19 protein-coding genes are annotated in these 20,825 nt (G+C 56.9%); 6 read left to right on the forward strand and 13 right to left on the reverse strand.

The genetic code is table 11. The features are described from left to right. The first annotated feature begins 56 nt into the window (after nt 1-56). The 5 genes from ACR0C9_RS14425 (at nt 57) to ACR0C9_RS14445 (ending at nt 5,598) form a co-directional block, all read left to right on the forward strand. Nucleotides 57-1,586, forward strand: coding sequence for an ABC transporter ATP-binding protein (locus tag ACR0C9_RS14425; protein ID WP_170623996.1), 1,530 nt, complete (start codon nt 57-59; stop codon nt 1,584-1,586). Between the two features lies 1 nt (nt 1,587). Further along, entirely contained in the window at nt 1,588-2,682 is a 1,095-nt protein-coding gene (locus ACR0C9_RS14430; protein ID WP_170455607.1) for an ABC transporter permease, read from the forward strand. After that, nucleotides 2,682-3,650 (forward strand): ABC transporter permease, encoded by a 969-nt coding sequence (locus ACR0C9_RS14435; protein ID WP_480781318.1) that lies wholly within the window; start codon nt 2,682-2,684, stop codon nt 3,648-3,650. Before ACR0C9_RS14430 ends, ACR0C9_RS14435 begins: the two co-directional genes overlap by 1 nt. Nucleotides 3,651-3,907: 257 nt before the next feature. After that, nucleotides 3,908-4,828, forward strand: a complete 921-nt coding sequence (locus tag ACR0C9_RS14440) for a sulfite exporter TauE/SafE family protein (protein WP_170455612.1) — start codon at nt 3,908-3,910, stop codon at nt 4,826-4,828. 2 nt (nt 4,829-4,830) lie between these two features. Continuing rightward, a complete protein-coding gene (locus ACR0C9_RS14445) occupies nt 4,831-5,598 on the forward strand; it encodes a TIGR02186 family protein (RefSeq protein ID WP_480781421.1) in 768 nt (255 codons plus the stop codon). A 3-nt stretch (nt 5,599-5,601) separates the two neighbouring features. On the opposite strand, the gene ACR0C9_RS14450 is transcribed toward ACR0C9_RS14445, so the two are convergent. From ACR0C9_RS14450 to ACR0C9_RS14460, 3 genes are all read right to left on the reverse strand, one after another. Continuing rightward, a complete protein-coding gene (locus tag ACR0C9_RS14450; protein WP_480626997.1) occupies nt 5,602-6,330 on the reverse strand; it encodes an SDR family oxidoreductase in 729 nt (242 codons plus the stop codon). After that, the gene (locus ACR0C9_RS14455; protein WP_480781319.1) at nt 6,327-7,859 is read right to left on the reverse strand and encodes an ATP-dependent DNA helicase; all 1,533 of its coding nucleotides are present in this window, start codon (nt 7,857-7,859) and stop codon (nt 6,327-6,329) included. Before ACR0C9_RS14455 ends, ACR0C9_RS14450 begins: the two co-directional genes overlap by 4 nt. 61 nt (nt 7,860-7,920) lie before the next feature. Beyond that, nucleotides 7,921-8,559, reverse strand: a complete 639-nt coding sequence (locus ACR0C9_RS14460; RefSeq protein WP_480781320.1) for an acyl-homoserine-lactone synthase — start codon at nt 8,557-8,559, stop codon at nt 7,921-7,923. Nucleotides 8,560-8,779: 220 nt separating this feature from the next. On the opposite strand from ACR0C9_RS14460, the gene ACR0C9_RS14465 reads away from it, so the two are divergent. Continuing rightward, on the forward strand, nt 8,780-9,748 hold the full coding sequence (locus ACR0C9_RS14465; RefSeq protein WP_480781321.1) for a site-specific integrase: 969 nt from the start codon (nt 8,780-8,782) through the stop codon (nt 9,746-9,748). A gap of 850 nt (nt 9,749-10,598) precedes the next feature. Here ACR0C9_RS14465 and ACR0C9_RS14470 read toward each other — a convergent pair. The 10 genes from ACR0C9_RS14470 to ACR0C9_RS14515 form a co-directional block, all read right to left on the reverse strand. Continuing rightward, on the reverse strand, nt 10,599-10,988 hold the full coding sequence (locus ACR0C9_RS14470) for a hypothetical protein (RefSeq protein ID WP_480781322.1): 390 nt from the start codon (nt 10,986-10,988) through the stop codon (nt 10,599-10,601). Beyond that, nucleotides 10,985-12,601 carry a hypothetical protein gene (locus ACR0C9_RS14475; protein ID WP_480781323.1) on the reverse strand — a complete coding sequence of 539 codons (1,617 nt, stop codon included), beginning with the start codon at nt 12,599-12,601 and terminating at the stop codon, nt 10,985-10,987. The genes ACR0C9_RS14470 and ACR0C9_RS14475 overlap by 4 nt, the downstream gene beginning before the upstream one ends. Before the next feature lie 13 nt (nt 12,602-12,614). After that, a complete protein-coding gene (locus ACR0C9_RS14480) occupies nt 12,615-13,934 on the reverse strand; it encodes a hypothetical protein (protein WP_480781324.1) in 1,320 nt (439 codons plus the stop codon). A gap of 28 nt (nt 13,935-13,962) precedes the next feature. Next, the gene (locus tag ACR0C9_RS14485) at nt 13,963-14,634 is read right to left on the reverse strand and encodes a hypothetical protein (protein WP_480781325.1); all 672 of its coding nucleotides are present in this window, start codon (nt 14,632-14,634) and stop codon (nt 13,963-13,965) included. Nucleotides 14,635-14,838: 204 nt separating this feature from the next. Further along, on the reverse strand, nt 14,839-15,048 hold the full coding sequence (locus ACR0C9_RS14490) for a hypothetical protein (protein ID WP_480781326.1): 210 nt from the start codon (nt 15,046-15,048) through the stop codon (nt 14,839-14,841). Next, nucleotides 15,048-16,094, reverse strand: coding sequence for an SU10 major capsid protein (locus ACR0C9_RS14495; RefSeq protein WP_480781327.1), 1,047 nt, complete (start codon nt 16,092-16,094; stop codon nt 15,048-15,050). Before ACR0C9_RS14495 ends, ACR0C9_RS14490 begins: the two co-directional genes overlap by 1 nt. Further along, nucleotides 16,087-17,061 (reverse strand): hypothetical protein, encoded by a 975-nt coding sequence (locus ACR0C9_RS14500; RefSeq protein ID WP_480781328.1) that lies wholly within the window; start codon nt 17,059-17,061, stop codon nt 16,087-16,089. The genes ACR0C9_RS14495 and ACR0C9_RS14500 overlap by 8 nt, the downstream gene beginning before the upstream one ends. Beyond that, nucleotides 17,058-19,094, reverse strand: a complete 2,037-nt coding sequence (locus ACR0C9_RS14505) for a portal protein (protein WP_480781329.1) — start codon at nt 19,092-19,094, stop codon at nt 17,058-17,060. The genes ACR0C9_RS14500 and ACR0C9_RS14505 overlap by 4 nt, the downstream gene beginning before the upstream one ends. Beyond that, complete coding sequence (locus ACR0C9_RS14510; RefSeq protein ID WP_480781330.1) at nt 19,094-20,365, reverse strand: terminase large subunit domain-containing protein; 1,272 nt, start codon at nt 20,363-20,365, stop codon at nt 19,094-19,096. Before ACR0C9_RS14510 ends, ACR0C9_RS14505 begins: the two co-directional genes overlap by 1 nt. Next, nucleotides 20,366-20,587 (reverse strand): hypothetical protein, encoded by a 222-nt coding sequence (locus ACR0C9_RS14515; protein WP_480781331.1) that lies wholly within the window; start codon nt 20,585-20,587, stop codon nt 20,366-20,368. Nucleotides 20,588-20,825: the final 238 nt, after the last annotated feature.

Genomic DNA, 20,825 nt, shown 5'->3' on the forward strand with positions numbered 1-20,825 from the left:
GCTTTTTCCTTCTGCCGCGCCGGTTGCGCGGTCCCTTCGGCAATTGAGGACACGACATGACCGTCCCCGCCATTGAGCTCAAAGGGATTTCCAAAGCCTTTGGGCCGGTTCAGGCCAACAAAGACATTTCCATCAGCGTCGCCCCCGGTACGATCCATGGGATTATCGGTGAAAACGGTGCGGGCAAATCCACGCTGATGAGCATCCTCTACGGGTTTTACAAAGCCGACAAAGGCGAGATCTGGATCAACGGCACCAAGACCGAGATTCCGGACAGTCAGGCGGCGATTGCCTCGGGCATCGGGATGGTGTTCCAGCATTTCAAGCTGGTCGAAAACTTCACCGTTCTGGAAAACATCGTTCTGGGGGCCGAGGATGGCGGCATGCTGGCGCCGTCGCTGGCCAAGGCGCGTAAGGAACTGAAAGCGCTAGAAGAAGAGTACGAGCTGTTCGTGGACCCCGACAAACGCATCGACGAGATCGGTGTGGGCATGCAACAGCGGGTCGAGATCCTCAAGGCGCTGTACCGCCGGGCCGAGATTCTGATTCTCGACGAACCCACCGGCGTTCTGACGCCGTCCGAGGCGGACCAGCTGTTCCGCATCCTCGACCGGCTGCGGGCCGAGGGGAAAACGATCATCGTGATTACCCATAAGCTGCGCGAGATCATGGAGAACACCGATACCGTTTCGGTCATGCGGCGCGGGCAGATGACGGCCACCGTCAAGACGTCCGAGACCAGCCCCGAAGAACTGGCCGAGCTGATGGTGGGCCGCAAGGTTCTGCTGCAGGTCGATAAAGTGCCTGCAAAGCCGGGCAAACCGATTCTGGAGATCGAAAACCTGCAAGTCTTTGACAGCGCCGGTGTTGAGCGGGTCAAAGGGATCGACCTGACCGTCCGGGCGGGCGAGATTGTGGGCATTGCCGGTGTCGCGGGCAATGGTCAGTCTGAACTGCTGGAGGTTCTGGGCGGGATGCGCCCAGGTCAGGGCTCGATCAAGCTGAACGGCGTGCCGCTGCCGCTCAGCGGGGCGGGGTCGGATGGACAGGCGCGGCGCGCGCAGCACATTGCCCATGTGCCCGAAGATCGGCAGCGCGAAGGTCTGATCATGGACTTCCACGCGTGGGAAAACGTGGCCTTCGGCTATCACCGCGACCCGGCTTACAAGCGTGGCATCTTCATGGACAACGCCGCCCTGCGCGCCGATACCGAAGCGAAGATCGAGAAATTCGATGTCCGCCCACCGAATGGCTGGCTGACGGCCAAAAGCTTTTCGGGGGGGAACCAGCAAAAGATCGTCGTCGCGCGCGAGATTGAGCGCAATCCCGACCTGCTGCTGGTCGGCCAGCCGACCCGAGGTGTCGATATTGGCGCGATCGAGTTCATTCACAAACAGATCGTCGCCCTGCGCGATCAGGGCAAGGCCATCCTGCTGGTTTCGGTCGAGTTGGAGGAAATCTTCTCACTGTCCGACCGGATCGCAGTGATGTTTGACGGACATATCATGGGCGAACGTCTGCCCGCCGAGACGGATGAAAAAGAACTGGGCCTGCTGATGGCCGGTGTTGCGGGAGAGGCCGCGTAACATGGATAAAATGCCCAAATGGGCCGATGTCGTGCTGATCCCGGTGATCAGCCTTCTACTGGCCGCAATCCTTTCGGCGCTGGTCATTCTGGCCATCGGAGAAAACCCGGTCGAGGCCGTGAACCTGATGGTCACCGGCGCGCTGGGATCGACCTATGGCTGGGGCTATACGCTATACTACGCCACCAACTTCATGTTCACCGGATTGGCCGTGGCCGTCGCGTTCCACGCGCGGATGTTCAATATCGGGGGCGAAGGTCAGGCAATGCTGGGCGGGCTTGGCGTTGCCATGGTCTGCTTGTATGTCCCCTGGCCGCATTGGAGCATTGCCCTGCTGGCCGCCTGTGCCGCCTCAATGCTGTTTGGCGCGGCATGGGCCGCGATCCCGGCCTATCTGCAAGCCAAGCGCGGCAGCCATATCGTGATCACAACGATCATGTTCAACTTCATCGCCGCTGCCTTCCTGAACTACATGCTGGTCAATGTGATGCGCCCACAGGGCTCGCAAGACCCGGCGACCGCGCGCTTCCCCGAGGCGGTCCACCTGCCGACTTTCCAGTCGATGTTCTCAACCGCCGAGAATGTGATGTTCCGGGGAGCACCTGCGAATATCTCGTTCTTCGTGGCGATTCTGGCCTGTGTGATCGTCTGGGCCCTGATCTGGCGCACAAGGCTGGGCTATGAAATTCGCGCCTATGGCCATTCGGAAACCGGGGCCGTTTATGCCGGTATCTCGCCTGTGCGCATCACCATCATCGCCATGCTGATCTCGGGGGCGCTGGCGGGTCTGATGGCAATCAACAACGTGATGGGTGAGGCGGAACGGCTGGTTCTGAATTCAACCGAAGGCGCGGGCTTTATCGGCATCGCTGTGGCCCTGATGGGCCGGTCGCACCCGTTCGGCGTGTTCCTTGCGGCGCTGCTGTTCGGCTTCCTGTATCAGGGCGGCGCAGAACTGGCGCTGTGGACCTCGATCCCGCGGGAACTGATCGTCGTCATTCAGGCGCTGGTCATCCTTTTCACCGGAGCGCTCGACAATATGGTGCGCATGCCGCTTGAAAAGCTGTTCCTGGGTCTGCGGAAGGGGGCTGAGTGATGGAGTTCTTCGTTACCCTCATCCAGGTCCTCGATTCGACTATCCGTCTGGCCACACCGCTGCTGCTGGCTTGTCTGGCCGGGCTTTATTCGGAACGCGCGGGTATCTTCGACATCGGGCTTGAGGGCAAGATGCTGATGTCAGCCTTTTTCTCGGCCGCCGTCGCTGCCGTAACCGGTTCGGTCTGGCTGGGCCTTTTGGCAGGGATCGGCGCGTCGCTGGTCCTGTCAGCGCTGCACGGGGTGGCCTCGATCACCTTCCGGGGCAATCAGTTGATCTCGGGCGTTGCCATCAACTTTCTGGCCTCGGGCCTGACCGTTCTGATCGCCCAAAGCTGGTTCCAGCAGGGCGGGCGCACCCCGTCGCTATTCGGGCAAGGCCGGTTCGAACCGATCGAGTTTCCCTTTGCCGAAGCGCTGAGCGGTGTGCCAATTTTCGGCCCGATTTACTCCGAACTGCTGTCGGGCCATTCGATCCTTGTTTACATCGCCTTTCTGATGGTGCCGCTGACCTGGTGGATCCTGTATCGCACCCGGTTCGGTTTGCGCCTGCGGGCGGTGGGTGAAAACCCGGCGGCGGTGGATACGGCGGGCGTCTCGGTTGTTGGTCTGCGCTTTGCCGCTGTGGCCATCTGTGGCGTGCTCTGCGGTATTGCAGGGGCGTATCTGGCGACCGCGCTGCAGGCCGGGTTCGTCAAAGAGATGACCGCCGGCCGGGGCTTCATTGCGCTGGCCGCACTGATCTTCGCGAAATGGCGCCCGTGGCATGCCATGTGGGCCTGTCTGCTGTTCGGCCTGCTGCAAGCCGTTGCGCTGCGGTTCCAGAATATCGATCTGGGCGGCGTGGTGATTCCCGTTCAGGTGATGGACGCCCTGCCCTATATCCTGACCGTCGTCATTCTGGCCGGGTTCGTAGGCAAGGCGGTACCGCCCCGAGCGGGTGGTGAGCCCTATGTAAAGGAACGCTGATAAGTCCAGTTTCGAGACAATTCTGGGTCCTGTTTGCTGCAGAGCGGCATGCACAGTTGATTTTGCATGCCGCAACCGCTCTAAAAGGGTATGTGCGTGTTTCCTTTGCCAGACAGCAGCGTGACCAGGGGTCTACAGATCACCTCGATACGCTGCCAGGCTGTCACGGAAACGTACAAATTCCGGTGTTTAACCATCCCAATTGATCGCGGCTTTGTCGCATTGAACTGGCCCCATTCGCCCGACTAGAAGACAACATGCAGATCTACCTTCCCATCGCCGAAGTCTCCGTGAATGCCTTTCTTCTGTTAGGGCTGGGCGGGATGGTCGGCATCCTGTCCGGAATGTTCGGTGTTGGGGGCGGCTTTCTGATGACGCCCCTGCTGTTCTTCATCGGCATCCCGCCTGCCGTCGCGGTCGCGACCGAAGCCAACCAGATCGTTGCCTCGTCCTTCTCGGGCGTGCTGGCGCATTTCCGACGAAAGACGGTCGATCTGAAGATGGGCACGGTGCTTTTAACGGGCGGCCTGATAGGCGCGGCCCTGGGTGTGGTGATTTTCAACTACCTCAAGGGGCTGGGTCAGGTCGATCTGCTGGTCACCTTGTGCTACGTCGTGTTTCTGGGCGTTATCGGCAGCCTGATGTTCGTCGAAAGCCTGCGCGCGCTTCGGCGCGTAAAAAAGGGCAACGCCACCCCTGCCAAGCGCAGACAGCGCGGCTGGGTGCATGCGTTGCCGTTCAAAATGCGCTTTCGGACCTCGGGCCTTTATATCTCGGTCATTCCGCCGGTTCTGGTCGGACTGTGCGTGGGCGTTCTGTCAGCGATCATGGGCGTCGGCGGCGGTTTCATCATGGTGCCCGCGATGATCTACCTGCTGGGCATGCCGACCAAGGTCGTGGTCGGCACCTCGCTGTTCCAGATCATCTTTGTCACCGCCTTCACCACCATGCTGCACGCCACCACCAACTACACCGTTGACGTGGTATTGGCGGTTCTCTTGCTGGTCGGAGGCGTCATCGGCGCGCAGATCGGCACCGTGATCGGCGCGCGTATGCCGGCCGAGCAACTGCGTGTTCTGCTGGCCGCGCTGGTTCTGGTCGTCTGCGGCAAGCTGGCGCTGGACCTGCTACTGGAACCGACCGAGCTGTTCTCGCTTGGCGATAGCGGGGGGCACTGATGATGTTGCGCCCTCTGATCGCCGCTTTGTGCCTGCTGTGCCTGCCCGCCGCCGCAGCCGAGGAACAGGTTGTTCTGGGTCTCAGCCAGGACCGTGTTGCCATCACCGCCAATTTTGACGGCTCCGAGATCCTGATTTTCGGCGCCATCAAGCGCGAGGCCCCGATCCCCGAAGGCCCCCCGCTTGAGGTCATCGTGTCCGTCGCAGGCCCGTCCGAACCGATCACGGTGCGGCGCAAGGAACGCAGGTTCGGTATCTGGGTCAATACCGACAGCGTTCTAGTCGATCTTGCCCCCAGCTTCTATGCCGTCGCCACAAGCGCGCCGTTTGACGAGATCATCACCGACACCGAAGACCTGCGCTATCGCATTTCCATCGAACGGGCGATCCGCTCGGTCGGGGCGGCGATGCATATTCGGGGCGCTCAGGAATTTGCCGATGCGGTGGTGCGGATTCGCGAAGACGAAGACCTGTATTCGATTCGGGAAAACACGGTCGCGGTGGACGAACAAACCCTGTTTCGCACCTCGATCGCGATGCCCGCAGACCTGACCGAAGGCGATTATGTGGCGCGGATTTACCTGACCCGGGGGGGTGAGGTTGTCTCGCAATACGAAACCACCATTGACGTGCGCAAGGTGGGGCTGGAGCGGTTTCTGTACAACATGTCCCGCCAGCAGCCTGTTCTTTACGGCCTGATGTCGCTGGTCATCGCCATTGCTGCGGGTTGGGGCGCATCAACCGCCTTCCGTCTGCTGCGCGAAAAGTAACGCTTAGCCCCGCCCGATATAGGGCATCGTGGTAGCCATCACGGTCATGAACTGCACGTTCGCCTCGGGCGGCAGATTGGCCATGTGCAAGACAGATCGCGCTGCGTCCTGCACGTCCATTGTCGGGTCCGGCGTTTCTCCGTTCGCGACGGCCGCATCGACCAGCCCCTGAACCATCTGCGTGCGGGCGTTTCCAATGTCGATCTGACCGCAAGCGATGCCAAAGTCGCGCCCATCCAATGACAGGCTGCGGGTCAGGCCGGTGATGGCATGTTTCGTGGCCGAGTAATGCACCGAGTTGGGGCGTGGAACATAGGCCGCAATCGAGCCGTTGTTGATAATCCGTCCCCCTTGTGGCGCCTGGCTGCGCATGAGCCGAAACGCCTCACGCGCGCACAGGAACATCCCGTTGAGGTTCACGTTGACGCTTTGGTACCAATCCTCCAGCGCGATTTCGTCGATTGTGCCACCGGGGGCAAAGATGCCCGCGTTGTTGAACAGGACATCCAGCCGATCGGCCCGGTTGGCAAAGGATCGAAAGGCTCGGGCCACGGCGATGGGGTCCGTCACATCCGCAACCAATGGCACAGCGCGCGGCTGACCGTCAGCCATCGCGGCCAGCTTGTCTTCGCTGCGGGCCAACAGGCCGACCATCCAGCCCTCGGCCAGAAACAGCTCGGCCGTGGCCTGCCCGATGCCCGAGCTTGCGCCAGTGACGATGATGGTTTTCATGTCTCTTCCGCCTCCAATGTCAGGGATGCCGCAGGGACCGCGCGCAGGTCGTCCACGCGCAGCGGATGGGTGGGTTTCGACAGTCGGTTGCGCACCACCCAGATCAGCCGCTCCTGCGCCCGTGTGATGGCCACATAGGCCAGCCGTTTCCACAATGGCTGCCCGGCCTCGGTCCGGCCCATCCGGGCTGCTGCATAGATGTCTGGTGCAAAGACTTGTACCGTGTCCCATTGGGACCCTTGCGCCTTGTGGATCGTCACCGCCGCGCCGTGCAAAAACGTCGCCCCCATGCGGGCAGCATAAGGGATGAACGGTTCTTCTTCGTCCGGTTTTTCGATCTGCACAATCGACGCTGCACTGACCTGAGGGTCCTCGGCCCCCATCACATGCAAGCGCGAAAACCCCGGCTTGCGCCCCGGCCCAAGATAGACAACCTGAGCGCCCTTGATCAGCCCGCGCGCCTCAAGATCCAGCCGCTTCTTGCGGTGTTTCAAAGGCAGTTCGATCCCGTCACAGATCAGAGGTTCGCCTTCCAGCAACTCGGTATCCGGCGCACCATGGACCTGCCGGAACGCTTGGATCAGCCGGATGCGCGTTGCATTGCGCCAGACCAGAACCGGGCTGCGGGCCATCAGATCAACCTCGACCCGCTGGCCCCAGACGACACGATCATCGCGGCGGGCGGTGTCTTCGACCAGACGCTCGAAATCTTCGAACCCCATGGACGCATCGGCCAACGCATGGGCCAGATCGAGGATCGGGTTATCCGCGTCCTGCCGGTGGACCCGGTGCAGCACCAGCTTGCGCGGCTCTGGCAGCGCCTCGAACACCATGCTGCCGGATTGGTTGACCGGGGCAAGCTGAGCGGGGTCGCCGAACATCAGCAGGGTCGGGAAGATCTCTTTCAGGTCTTCGAACTGCCGGTCATCCAGCATCGAGGCTTCGTCGACAAAGCCAATATCCAGCGGCTCATCCCGGCGTTTCCAACCGGTGATGAAATCCGATCCACGCAACCCCGCAGCCGCCAACGCGCCGGGAATTGATTTGTTGTTTTCATAAAACGCCGCTGCGCGATCCAGCGCCTCATCTGTCAGGCCCTCGATCTCGGGCCGGTCGTCATTTCCGGCCAGCCATTCGGCGATGCGTTCATATTCGGGGTCGTAAACCGGCGTATAGAGGATGCGGTGGATGGTTGTGGCCGGAACACCGCGCAGGCGCAGGACGCTGGCGGCCTTGTTCGTGGGGGCCAGAATCGCAAGCGTGCGCTTGTCCCTGGATTTACGGCTTTCATAGTCGCCCGACACGATCTGAACGCCGGTTTCGGCCAGCGCCTTATACAGCTCTGCCAGCAACAGAGTCTTGCCCGACCCCGCCTTGCCGATCACCGCCATCACACCGGATTTTCCGGCCCCCGGCAGTTTGAGCAGCGCATCATCTTCCAGGTCCACACCGGCTGAGCGCAGCATCTCGGCGATGCTGTCATATGCGGCGGCCTGATCGTCCGAGAAGGTCACATTGGGCAAAGACATGGCGCGACCCTACAAGGCCGCGCCAGCCACCACCAGATGCGGAATGCCGTTTTCGTCGCCGTCACGCAGACAAGGCAAACCGGTGCCGTCTGCCGGGGCCAAAAGCGGTCTTGAACCACAGGCGCGACAGGTCCCGCGGGATGCCCGCCCGCGCTGCCACGCGATTGCAGTCATCTGCCGAATATGGCCACAGCCCGACCGAGATCTGATCGCGCCCCTTGCCCTCTGTCCCCAGAACGATCGGGGACGAGCCGATCATGCGATAGATGCGTATCATCCGCGCATCGAACACCCCGACGATATGGGTCAGGCCGAACCCTTCCATCATCTCGCCCCCGCTGAGCATGATGGCCCCGGCGGTATGCGGACTGGCGGTCCGGGACAGGCAAAAGCGCGTCACCTCCCAGATCAAGGGGCTGCAGATCGGCTCGCCCTCGTTCAGATGGCCAAAGACTTCGTTCACCATCACCGGGCCGGTTGTGGGCAGCACCCGCATCGATCCCCCGTGGCTGCCATCGGGTTCTTCCCAGATGACATAGAGCGGATTGAGATCGTCATATTGATCCCGCTCTTCCCCTTTTTCGTTAACGTGCACGTCCCAACCCAAACGGGTTTTGAACTGATCTGCGCGATCGCGAAACATCCCCTCGGCCAGAATTGGAAATTTATGCAGCTCGTCAGCATACAGATAACGCAACATGACGTGTTCCCCTCGTCGTTCTTTTAAGAACGAAAGGGGTACAGATACGTGGTTAATTAACTGTTCGAGGACCGTACGTTGCTTAAACCACTATTAAGATTTATCCTTAGAGGAATCGAGACTTTTCCATATAAATAAGGGTTTTTTGGCTAACATCATTGACATGAATAACACTGATTAATACTTGTTTACGGGAATTTTACGGATTCAAGGTCTGAAAATGGCGACTTTCAAAAAGACTGCTACGGGATGGGAAGCGCAGGTTTACAAGCAAGGCAAGCGCAAGAGCAAAACGTTTCGTAACAAAGCCTTAGCTAAACGTTGGGCGGAAGATACGGAGCGTGCTTTGGAGGCTGACAAGCTTACAGGGTTCGAAGTTCCCGTAGGTAAACCGATTAGTTCACTTCTGAAAAGATACGAAAAAGAGCAAGGCGATTCGTGGTCAGAAAGTAAGTCTGCCGCCGTCAACAGGCTTCTAAAGGACATGACATTGTCCGTAGATGACCTGATGCCCAACACCGTGCGTGAGTGGGCACTGAACCGTGAGTACGGCTTAGGTACGACCAGAATTGACTTAGCTACGCTCCAAGGAATGCTCAAACACGCTAAACAAGTTTGGTTCATTGAAACCAACATTGACGCAGTACAAGCAGCGCGGATCAGCTTGGAAAAGGGCGGCGAAATGCCCAAGGTCCAACACCGCGACCGCCGTATCAGTATAGATGAAGAAAACGCCATCATTCGAAACTGGCAGTCAAACCGCATCCCTTCTTACGTAGTACCGTTCCTGATCGACACGCCCATCCGGTCTGGCGAAATGTGCGCTTTGACCAAGAACGACATAGACGGGCAGATCATCACCATTCGAAACCGGAAGGACCCCCACGAAAAGAACCGGATTGATCGTGTACCGCTGCTAGGCCGCTCCTATGAGATACTGCGCAATACCGGAACGCTGCGCCCGTTCCCTTTCTCTCAGGACAAGGTTAACGAAGCGATAACAGCGGCGGTGGCCGAGGCTGGCTTAGTGGGGATCACGGCCCATACCTGCCGACATGAGGGGATAAGCAGGATGTTCGAAAAAGGTTATGGTGTCCCTCAAGTGGCGCTGGTCAGCGGTCATAAGAACTGGAACACATTGAAGCGATATACGCATATCACGCCGGAAAGCCTGCTGGATGCAATTTAAGTCCCCCACAGTAGGGGAATTGATGGAGAAACCGCAAAGGTCCCGTTCGTTCAAAGTAGATAGGGCCATACGCCGATGTCGCATCGCTGCGGTACGCACTAATTGAGCCGCAAATGTTCTTTTTTTGTACCAGAACCCACCGCTAGGCCTGGTTTGCACAGACTATTCACAGTTTATCCACAAGAAATACGCCAAGCTATTACCCATAATTACCCCCATATGTTGTCCTATGTTGCCATTCATTACCACATATGGTGTCATTTTTCGACTTTTGGACACCTGAGAGAGATCAATATCGTTGTAGCGCAGAGGGCGGCACGTTACGTTGGTATCCATCTTATGACGCTGATTCGCAGCATCACACTGGCGGCAGTGACAGCCGAACAAGAGTAGGAGAAAGGAGGAACAAATGTCCGATTTACACCGCTCAGTGCTAAACGCACTCTATTGGCTAGGTAGGGTATTCTACTTGCTAATAGTGAAGTAAGACGACTGGTTTAGAAACCAGTCGTCTCAGATGGGGCCAGTGAACTAACCGTCGAAAGTAAATTTCACTGGTCCTACCTCATAAATCCAAGGATATGTGCCACAGCACATGATGTAAATCCACCAAAAGTGGATGTTTCAACATTTAGTGGAACATTGAAAAACCGCCCCGTAGGGCGGCTCTCCTTATTTGTAGACCAAAATTAGGGTCGTCACCGAAGCGATAGCTCCAATGATGTCGCTCAATTCGGCAAGCAGAGTTATATAGGTCATTGACTGTTTCGCACAGGCACGTGCGCCTTTGCCCTCCCCCGGCGGGCGCAATCTCAACCTAATAATTCAATTAGGATTTTCAAGCACTCCCCTACGATAGGGGACGCTCTAACAGCACGTGCGTGGCAATCCAGCTATGAGGCCTTAGACGCCGTTCAAAGCCCCTGCGTCCGGTCAGGGTCAGCTTTTTTGCCCCAAGGGCTTTGGCGTTCTTAGCGGCGATTGCAGTTAGATCGTTGATTTCCTCGAAATCACCGCCAGCCAAGAAACAGTGGTAAGTCGAGAACTGCCCAAACTTGCGCAGTTCCATAATCACGAAAGCGTTTTCCAGCGGGTAGAAATGCAACGTGCCGGATAGCACCGCGCACACGATCTGATCAAAGCTGTGGCTGTTATCCGCATAGCGTAACGCCGCTTCGATCTGCGGTTTGTAGCGCAGGATCATCTCTGTCAGGCTTTCGGGCGGTACAGTGTGGATCATCGCAACAAGCCCATGCCGGGCACTCCTGCGGCCTCGCCAACCACTTTGAATAGTTCAGCCACGCCGCGCGGCGATCCGCTGTCTGGAACCTCTTTCATCATCACCGCTGCGGCGGTGTCTAGAAAGTTGGCGAACTCGCTGTCATCGTAACCGATCTTGAAGCGGCGGTTTCCTCTGGCGTAGCTATTGGTGAAGCTCTGGATGTTTACGTCACCACGAGCATTGGTTGCCGCCGAGCTTCGCAGCGCAGCATTAGCTACGCCCCAACGGAAACGGTTTTCCCGCATCTGCGCTTTGTCCTCTGGATCAAGCGCACGCATCAGGGCTGCGTCCATATCTGTATCAATCTCGCGTAGCGCATCGCCAAGTAAGAGGTTTGGTTCGCGGCCGTAAGCCTTGGTCAGCGTGTCTTTGACGTCGTTTTTGATAGCCATGAAATCCCTGGCGGTAATCATGCCCTGATCGTCAAGGTAGGTGTTGATCTGGTCGCGGTAGCTGACCAACTTTCGGCTAACAGTGTCGTCTAGGGCTGCGCGTTCGACAAAGGCGTCAATGTTGTCTGCGATCTGCTGACCGTTGATCGGTGCGGCTCTGGCGGCGATGTCGTTGTAGCTGTCAGAGATAGCCTTGCGCGCCTCGCCAACATTGCGCCGGGTCGCTGCGGTTTTGACGTTCTCGCCCATTGCACGCATGACCTCAGTATTGAGTGCGTTCTGCTGGACAGTTCGCAGCGCGCCGTAATCTTCAATCGGTCTCGCAATCGACTTTGCCGCCGTGATCGGCCCGGTAATACCGCTGCGGAACCTGTTGAATTCTTCGGCGTCCTGCGCTCTGGCAGAATTGAACTCGGCAGGGTCGCCAGTGTCCAACATTCGCGCCTGCGCTGGTGATGTTGGAAAGCCATAATCGTCCTGTAGACGCTGGCTGTTGATCGTGCCGCGCCCAAGGATCGGCGTTGATTGAATGTCGCTTGGATCAACCGCGCGGGCCGCACTCAAGCTGTCGTCCCCCACCGTAGGGGACCGTCTAAGCGGCGTACCATTTTCAGCGGCTTCCCTAATGGCCCTGATTTCGGCGCGGCGTCCTGAGCGAATGTTCACGGCATTGCTGATTGTCTCAGACAAACGAATACCCTTGATAGCGCCGGGTGATGCCGCCAGCCCTAAACCAGCGCCACCAATGGCACCAGCGCCCGCGCCAACAGCAGCCCCAATAGCCGGGTTGTCGGGGTTCTGAGCCGCCCCCAAACCGCCCTCAACCGCCGCAGTTAGGCCCACACGCCGCGCCAGAGGGCCGGAGCCGCCCGTAGCAGCACCAACGGCAACATCGGGCACCAGTGACCCTACTTGGCCCGCTGTAGGGCTTGCGGCTACTCGCGCCTGCTGTGTTCCTGATAGCTGGTCGAACGCATCCCTTGCGCCCGGTAGCTGTGCCAAAGCACCAGCACCCGTGATCGTTTGGCCGATAGCGTTGCCTGCGGCGTTTATGAAAGCCTCAACGCCGCTTTCCTGTACCGCTCTTGCTTGGTCCTCATTTTGCAGGGGCAAGTAGCGGTTACCCGGCAGCTTTGCGAAGTATTGCCCGGTGCTTTCGCTGTAGAGAATATCGGCCATCGGCGTTACCTCGTTACGGCTGAACGTTCATTTCATCCCAAGTAGGACGGTCACGCGGCGGTAGCGTTGTCTCTTGCACGTCATTGGGCAGGTCATTGGCAGTTAGAGTGCGCTGTGAGATTTCGCCCTGCATAACAAGGCGCGGATCGACACCGTTTGCAGCCAGAGTGCGCGCCGCTTGGGATTGAATAGCGGTTATCGTTGCGCGGAATTTCTCAATCTGAGAGTTGGTCAAACTGATCCTGAGAGGATCACCAATCCATTCCTTGAATTGCTCAAGTTCACCGGGCTGCAACGCGCCGCTGTCCACAAGCTGTTGCATCGCCGGAATGAGGGTCAGTTCAGCCTGAGTGCGGTAGCCTTCCATTACAGATGGTTCTAGGCGGCGTCCCGGTCCCGCGCTGGTGACGTAGTTGATGATGTCGTTGCCGACCTTCACAACGTTATCGGTATCAGAGGCAAGTTGACGAAGCTCTGGCGTATATCTGGCGGCATTGGATTGGTCAGCTTGCGCGATACCTTGGTAGCCGTTGACGGCTCTACTCACGTAGTCAACCGTGCGCGTGTAACCGTCTGTAGCACCGTCATTAGCGGCGGTTCTTAAATCGCGCCCGCTATGCCAGATCGACGCTGCATCAGCAAAACCATGCTTCTGCATCAGTTCGCCAAACTTGGCGTCGAACAGTTGCTCTTGAAGATCAGGCGAATTGAGGAATTCGTCAGCGCCGACCTCACGACCGAAGACCTCTTGAGACCAGACTTTCAAGTTACCCGGCATGACTTGGTATTTGCCTAGCGCTTGTTCGCCAGAGTATTGCCCGCCTTGGACAACAGGACCAATCGCACCGTAGTTGTTGTTGCTTTCAATCGCCCCGATTGATTGCTTGGCGTAGTCAAGTGCTGTGCCCGTTGAATAAGGCGCACGGTCTTGTGGGGACGCCATGGCGGGCTGTCCGATGCCAAACGCACCGCCGCTGGCAAGGTTGCTTGCGATGTTCAAAGCGTTGCTGCGCTCATTGGCACTTATGCCTGCCATTGTGCGTGCCATCGCCGCGTCATTGTTGGCTGCATTCAGCCGCATCTGTTCAAAGAAATCGCGGGTGCTGGACTGATCCTCAAAGCCGATTTCCGCAAAACGAGACGGGTCAAGTAACCCGCCGCCCATCAAAGCCTCGCGTTTGTCGTCAACGCTGGCATCCTCTGGCAGGTCATCCAGAATGCCTTGCGCTCTTGCACCTTGGCGGCGTCGGAATTCCGGTATCGCCCATCCATGCACCGCCGCTTGACTGGCAAGGCCAGCGCCAAGAATACCTAATAGAATTGGTGCAACCATGTCGTTTCCCCTCCCCTATCTTGGGGGATTACTTGAAGCCAAAGCCGAAACCAGCACTCTGACCGCTGCCCTCGCCTCTCGACTGACTTTCCGTTTGACCGAAATTGAAACTCTCGTTCTGGCTCAACACTGTTGGATCACCGAGCAAACCTTGCAGCGCCTGTAATGGTGCGAAGTTGGATGTCAGTTCGTTGCCTATTAGCTGGCCAGCGCCGCTAATGACTGAGTTGTTGGCGTCAATTGATTGACGCGATGCGTTAGCCACGATGTCGCCGTAACCTCTGGTGAATGCGTCCCCGATTTCCCCAGCTAACGCCGCCTCTGCAACGCCCTGACGTGATCCACCAAACGCGCCTGCTGTTACGGCGTTGTCGCCAATCCGGTTCATGCCTAGCTGAAAGATTTCGCCCAAACCGTCCTGCAAACCAGTTAGCTGAGCGTCAACCACCTGTTGAGGGTTTGCCAGCCCGCCCAAGTTGTCTAACGCACCTGTCAGGCGGGCGTTCACGTCATTACCAATTCCTGCAATCGGCTCCGCAACGCTGTCATAGACGCCCATCGACATTTGACGCAGTTGTTCAAGAAACGGCATTTGTGATGGGTCAACAAAGGTACTGCCAGAGCTACCGCCAAGGCTGATACCGCTGCTGCTGCTTTCGCTGTATTGGCTTTGCTCGGATGATCTGCCACCGATGCTCATGTCATGTGCCTCTTGTTAATGTGAAATTCCCATACGTTTTTGGCCTGTTTGCAGTCGCGCCGTTGTAAAGACCGAACTTTGCCTGCCCCGTATCAACTGCATTAGCTTGGATTTTTCGGAGGCTTCTTAGGCACTACAATTTGCCCCGGTCTTCGCACGATGGTTGCGGGCGTTTGTTTAAGGGGTGTCAGCTTATTCATCTGTCTATCGCCTCCGATACTTGGCTAGTTCGCCACTAAGAATTTCCTTTTTCATTGCCTCCGACCGTTCAACGCGATCCTTGGATTTCAACGCAGGGTTTTTGGTGGCGATCTTGTCGAAGTCTTGTTGCGGCACCTGAATGCCTTCGTTGAAGGCAGAGCGGGTTACCGCTCTGCCACCACGTGCAACATATGGTGCCGCTAACTTTGTCATCAGGTCGTAACTGCTGCGGCTGGATCGATGTCCAGAAGGACCCGGCCCGCATTGCGGTTAAGAGCGCACACGGTGCCATTAGCATGCATGAGACGCTTATCGGCCAAGCCGGTTTTCGCCAGTTCATCGACGGTGTAACCAGTCAGCCAGCTAATATCGATATACATCGGGTCAAATACGTAGACCGCTGCCGAGTCTAGTTCCGGACCAGTGTCATCCGAATAAAGCTGCTGCAAACGGTTGGCGATCATGTCCAGCGTCACACCAAAGTCAGTGATGAACACGTTCACGCTGCCCATTGCCTCAGCAGCACCGCCTTTGCCTACACCTTGTGTTTCACGTGTCAGCGTGGCGATGCGGCTAGATGACGTGAACATGTACTCGGACAAGGCGCGAATAACTGACGGGACCGACATAATGACATTAGGGTTTGAACCGTCTTCCCACGCCGCTTGGCAAGCATCACGGACAAGCGTTTCGGTCAGCGCAACTTTCGTGCCGGGTGTAATTTCCGTCCACGAACCAGCGGAAAAGCCACCGCCTGTTGCACCTGAACTCGTATCAAGCTGGGTAAGTTGCGTAGCTAGACCAGCTGGCACACCGGGTGTCACCCCGTCACCGCTATCTGCGGTGTTGCCTTGGATACCAAGGAAATTCGCCTCATAGTTCCGACGCAGTTCCTTTTGGCGTTGCATCACCTGATAGCCAAGGGATGCGATTGAGCCGATGGAGTTGGCATCTTGCGCAGCCTGGCTAACTTTGACCTCTCGGGTGAGAATACCTGTGTGGTTGCCAAGTCGAAAACCTAGCTTGCTGTCGTCTTGATCGCTGTCGGCACCGTCCGCGACGAACCCACCCACAACCGGGTCTGCAAGTTCGTCCTCTACCCATTCGTGATAGTGGTTTTCTGCGTCTGAGCTTCCGACAAGATCAGTGAATGGAAGGGGATAGTCAGAAATATCCCAGATGGCGTCCATTACGTCTTCGCGGATCGTGCCGTTGAAATCTACCCCGGCAAAATCTTGATGCGTTGAAGGATTAGGCATTTTGCGCCCCTTTCAAGATTGCGTTAGCAGCAGCCGCTTTGTCCTGCGGTCGTGCGCTGCCACGTGCGTTTGCGATTGTCTCGGCTTGACGGTTCGGGGGCTTGCGCTTGCCTTGCGGCTTACGAGACTTCGGAGGATCTTGCTTCGGCTCAAATTCCATGAGCTTTGCAAGCTGCCTCTTAGTCTGGATCAAGTCTTTAATCGCCAGAGCGATCCGGTGATCACGGATAACAAGCTCGTGCGGCTTGAAACCGTATGGCTGCATTATCTCCGCCACATCGTTGCGGAATGTCTCTAGCTGCGCCTTGTCCGCCAATTCTGGCATGGCCTGCATCATCAGCGTGCGCTCTCGCGCCTCTGTTTGCTGGGTATGTTGCGCCAATTTCTGAACTGTTTGCGGGTCTAGCTTCCCCTTCAAATCGTCTTGCACCGATTGAAGTAGCTGCATGTTTTGCAGCATTGCGCTCTCGCGCTCTGAAATCGCGGTTTCACGTTTTACGATCTCTCGCGTGGCCGCTTCCTGCGATTGAATGCGGTCTTTGACCTCACCAAGCGTCAGGGTTTCACCCTCTTGGGTAGTGATCTGCACACTTTCGTACAGCTTCTTTGGCGAAGTCCCCAGCCGCTCGGCTAGTTCCTTCACTGATAGTTCGCCAACGTCCCCGGCTACGTCATGCGCAGGAGAAGGGCTGTCAGATGCCCCGCCGGGGCCGTTGGCGTCACCGCCACCAGTATCGCTGCCCTTACCAGCGTCGGTGTCTAGGTCCCCTTGCATGGGGGACTTGTCGCCTTGAAGCAGTTCGTTAACCGCCGCCAGCTTGTCTTGTTGGCTGCGCGGTTTGCTCCTTTTCGATTGCGAAGTAGAGGCTTCGGAAGGCTGCGCGGCTTCCGCTAATTTGGTTTCTGAGGTTTTCGGCTGTGTCGGCGTCTCCGCAAGCAAGCCACTGCTCATAGAACTCTCGCTCATGCTGTTCCTCTATCTGCTTGATTGTCGGCAGTGCCTCTTGCAGTGCCGTTAAGTGCTGACTGTTCACGCTGTTCCCCCTGCATCTGGACTTTCTCCAAGTCAGTGATGCCTTGAGCCACGATTTTGGCCTCATCGGTCTCGGCTTTGAGACGATCAGACCAATACTTGTAGGCAAGTTCGTCACTGGCCTCTTTTGCGGCCTGCTGTAGCTTCATCATTTCAAGCTGATACATCGCTTGGGCTACGCGCTGTTGCGATTGCTGCTGTGCGTTCTGCGCTTCACTGTTGCGCTTAGCTGCTTGCTGCGCTGCCTGAGATTTCGGGTTGATCGAATAGCTATCAGGTTCATCCAAACCCGCCATCACCGCCCAATCATGGATGGTGTTGTAAACCGTGGTAACGTCAGCAAGTACGCCGTTCATACCCTGACCAATTGCGGTCATCTGGATTTGCAGCATTTGCGCCAACGTGCGCTGAATGTGCGATCTCTCGCCCGTACTCAATCCCGCTTTAACATTACAACGCACACGCTTGGGCCATTGGCTTGGATCGACTTCCACCCAATCACCGTTGAACTTAAGTGATAGCGGCGCATTGCTGTAACGACGCATGAACTCGTGCATGAGCAAGTACAGCGGGCGGATTAGCGTCTCTGCTAGATTGCGTGCCATGAACGACACAAGCAGTTCACGCTGCCCATACTGGCGTTCAATGCCGTGCGCGGTCTCGCCAACTAACTGAGCGTCTGCGCTCATCATATCCAGCGCAGCACCGCCCCGCTCTGTGCGCATCTTGTCTTGGTAGGTCAGAGCATTGAGGATCGATCCGCCAATGTCGTTTTCATCGATCCTTATCGGCGGTGCAGCGGGGTTCTTGGTCTTGATGAGCTTACCGCCATTGAGAAAATCGCGCATATCCACTTGGGTCGGATCGGCTACCCAGCGCCCGCCGCTGATATAGCCGATGTTGTCCATCCAGTGACGCAACAGGAACGTCTTGTAGACCTGTGTTTGCTGTAGGTGATCAAACAGGCTTTCACCTAGTAGGCGATGGCTCTGAATAAACGCTGTACCTACGGCATACGGGATTAAATCGACTTCCTCGTATTCCATGACATAGCCGCCAGCATAAAGCACCTTGTAACGCTCGCTGATACCGTCACCGTCCATGTCATAGAGGCAGTAAGCCTCATAACACTCTATGGTTTGCTGATCTTTGGTGTGCGCTAGGTTCGCGGTCTGGTTCGACTTGTTCCGCTTGCGCGTAACGAGGTGTTGTTCATCGCTGATGTATGGGAGTTGATCGATTTGGGTTTTGTCAAAGCCCATTTCGACAAGCTCTGAGCGCGTGTAATACAGACGCTCTGCAAAGAACCGCATTTGCTGCACATCGCCGCTGCTGGCGTTGGCTTCATAAAGGATGTTCTCAATCGGCACCGCTTCGCAACGGAAATGCCGCTTAGTCGTGGTAATGCGCACGCGATCACCAACAAGCTCGCGCGTTTCTTCGGACGTGCGCGGCTCAAGCAATGCCGCGATCTGTTCATTGGATAGCTTTTGCGGTTCTCCCCCCTCTTGGGGGACAATTTCAGTTTTGATGCTGCGCACGTCTACATCATCGTCAACGTAGACCTTGTATGCGGCATTGCGCAGTAGCAACGCGTCCTTGATTGCCTCTTGAAGTTCAATGAAGCCGTTGTTGCGTTCAATGACGACGTTATTGACTGCGTTTGACTCAGCGCGGGCGTCTTCCTCATCCTGCTTGCCGTTGCTTTCAAAGGTGACAAGCGCGTCTGTGCTGAGCATTGGCGTTAGCTGAGCAAGCACAGCGTTCGTCATGTCGGCGACGTCCGTAGAGACGATATAGTCGCCTGCGGTGTCTTCTTCTGGCGCTGGCCGCTTGCCCTCATAGTAGTCAAGCGCGTCCTGTCGGTTCTGGTAAATCTCCGAGCTTTCCGCATTCTCAGAATTGGCGATTTCCTGACTGATCAAGCTGCGCAGCTTTTGCTGTTTGGGGTTCTGTTTGACTGTCATTAGAACCTCACCCGGCTAGGCCGCGCTGTCTGCGGAAAGCTGGACCAATCAACCATGTGATCCGGTCTGCCAGTCGCGTATGTTTGGATTGCGTCAACGTAGTGGGATGACCAGTCATGGACCGGCGATAGCTTCACGACACGGCGCGTTTCATCGTATTCAGCGCGATAGCTGAAACATGCCTCAACAGTCGTGCTGCATTCGTCCCTGTCGAACCAGCAGTGCGGCAATAGCGCCCTGACCTGTTCGATTCCCTCGTGCTTTGACTTAACGCGCGGTGCAACGCGCACGTCATGACCCATATTTCGCACAACCTGTTCGCGGGTCATGCCGCTGGTCAGTTCGTGCTGCACTGCGTCGTGAGGCATGATCACGGTATCAATGCCGAATGGTAGTGTCTTCCACTCATTCACAACGTCTGGCAGTTTGGTTTCTGCATACGCCTTGGTGCATAGAAAGCGATGCTCTGTACCCACGGGCTGGATGAAGTGACAGACCATCAGGTCAGACCAACCCAAGTCCATGGCGCAGTAGACCGGCGCGGCAGCGTCGTACTTGATTTGTGTGATCTGGCCCCGCTGATCGACCGCCATCATTTCCTTGGCGTAGTAGGCACCACGTATGGCAGCATTGAATGAGCAAAGCAGTTCTTGCTCATACTCGGACTGGCTCATTTCCCGCTGCATCGCCCTGACCTCATTCCGGTCAAGCACGCTCGTATCGTTCACGGTCAGCAGGTGGCTTGACCAATCAGGATCGTCGCCGCCTGCATACTCATACAAGTCAAACAGCAGATTGTGCCTGCCTGCTGGCGTGCCTTGTATGACTGCACGGCCTTGGCGGTCTGCCAGCATAGGACGGATGACAGTAGACCACGCCGCAGACGGGATTAGCTGCGCCTCATCCAAGACAACGTGGTCAGCATATTGACCACGTAAGCTATCGTATGTCTCAGCACCCAATAGCTGGATGCGTGAGCCATTCTTGAAGTCGGCTCTTAGCTCTTGTTCATTGAAGACAACGCCGGGAATGTCTCGGCAAAACTGCTTGATGTAATCCCATGCAATCCGCTTGGCCTGCTTAAATGTCGGAGCGACATAGAAGCCCCGCCAATCGCTGAGCGCAGTAGACAACGCGCCAACAAGTAGCTCTGCAATCGCCTGCCATGTCTTACCAAAGCGACGATGCACAACGCGGATAGCGAAGCGGCTGGCTGTTGCATACAGGCTTTCTTGTTCGGGTCGGAAATCAATGTTTATGCGAGTGTCCATTTAGTCCCCCACGCTGGGGGCGGAAACTGGCTTGCCGCCGATTGTAATCGTCACTTCACCGTCATGCTGTACGGTGGCGTCAACTTGTTTCAGCTTGGCGTAAGCATAGGGCAGTAGCTCAACGCATAAGGCCCGAAGCTCTTTCGAGTCCGGGTCGTTTTTCTGCATCTTGTTCGCTTGCCTGACCAGCGTTTTCAGCGGATCGAAGTCCAGCCGCTGCATGATCTGGCTAGCACTATCTTTGCGCTGCCGTGCCATAGCTCTTAATTGCCAATAAGCCGTTGATCTTATTGGCACTCGATTGCCCTAGCTCGGCTGTCGCGCAAAAAGTGCCTATACAATGACTATACCATATCTCCTATGGTATGTCAAGCAAAAAATTCAACGAAATCTGTAGGTTAGTCGATTTCTCGGCCCCGCTTTCGAAATTCGTCCAGATCGGTGTAGCGGTGTAGTGTAG

This window comes from Ruegeria sp. C12 (assembly GCF_056537745.1).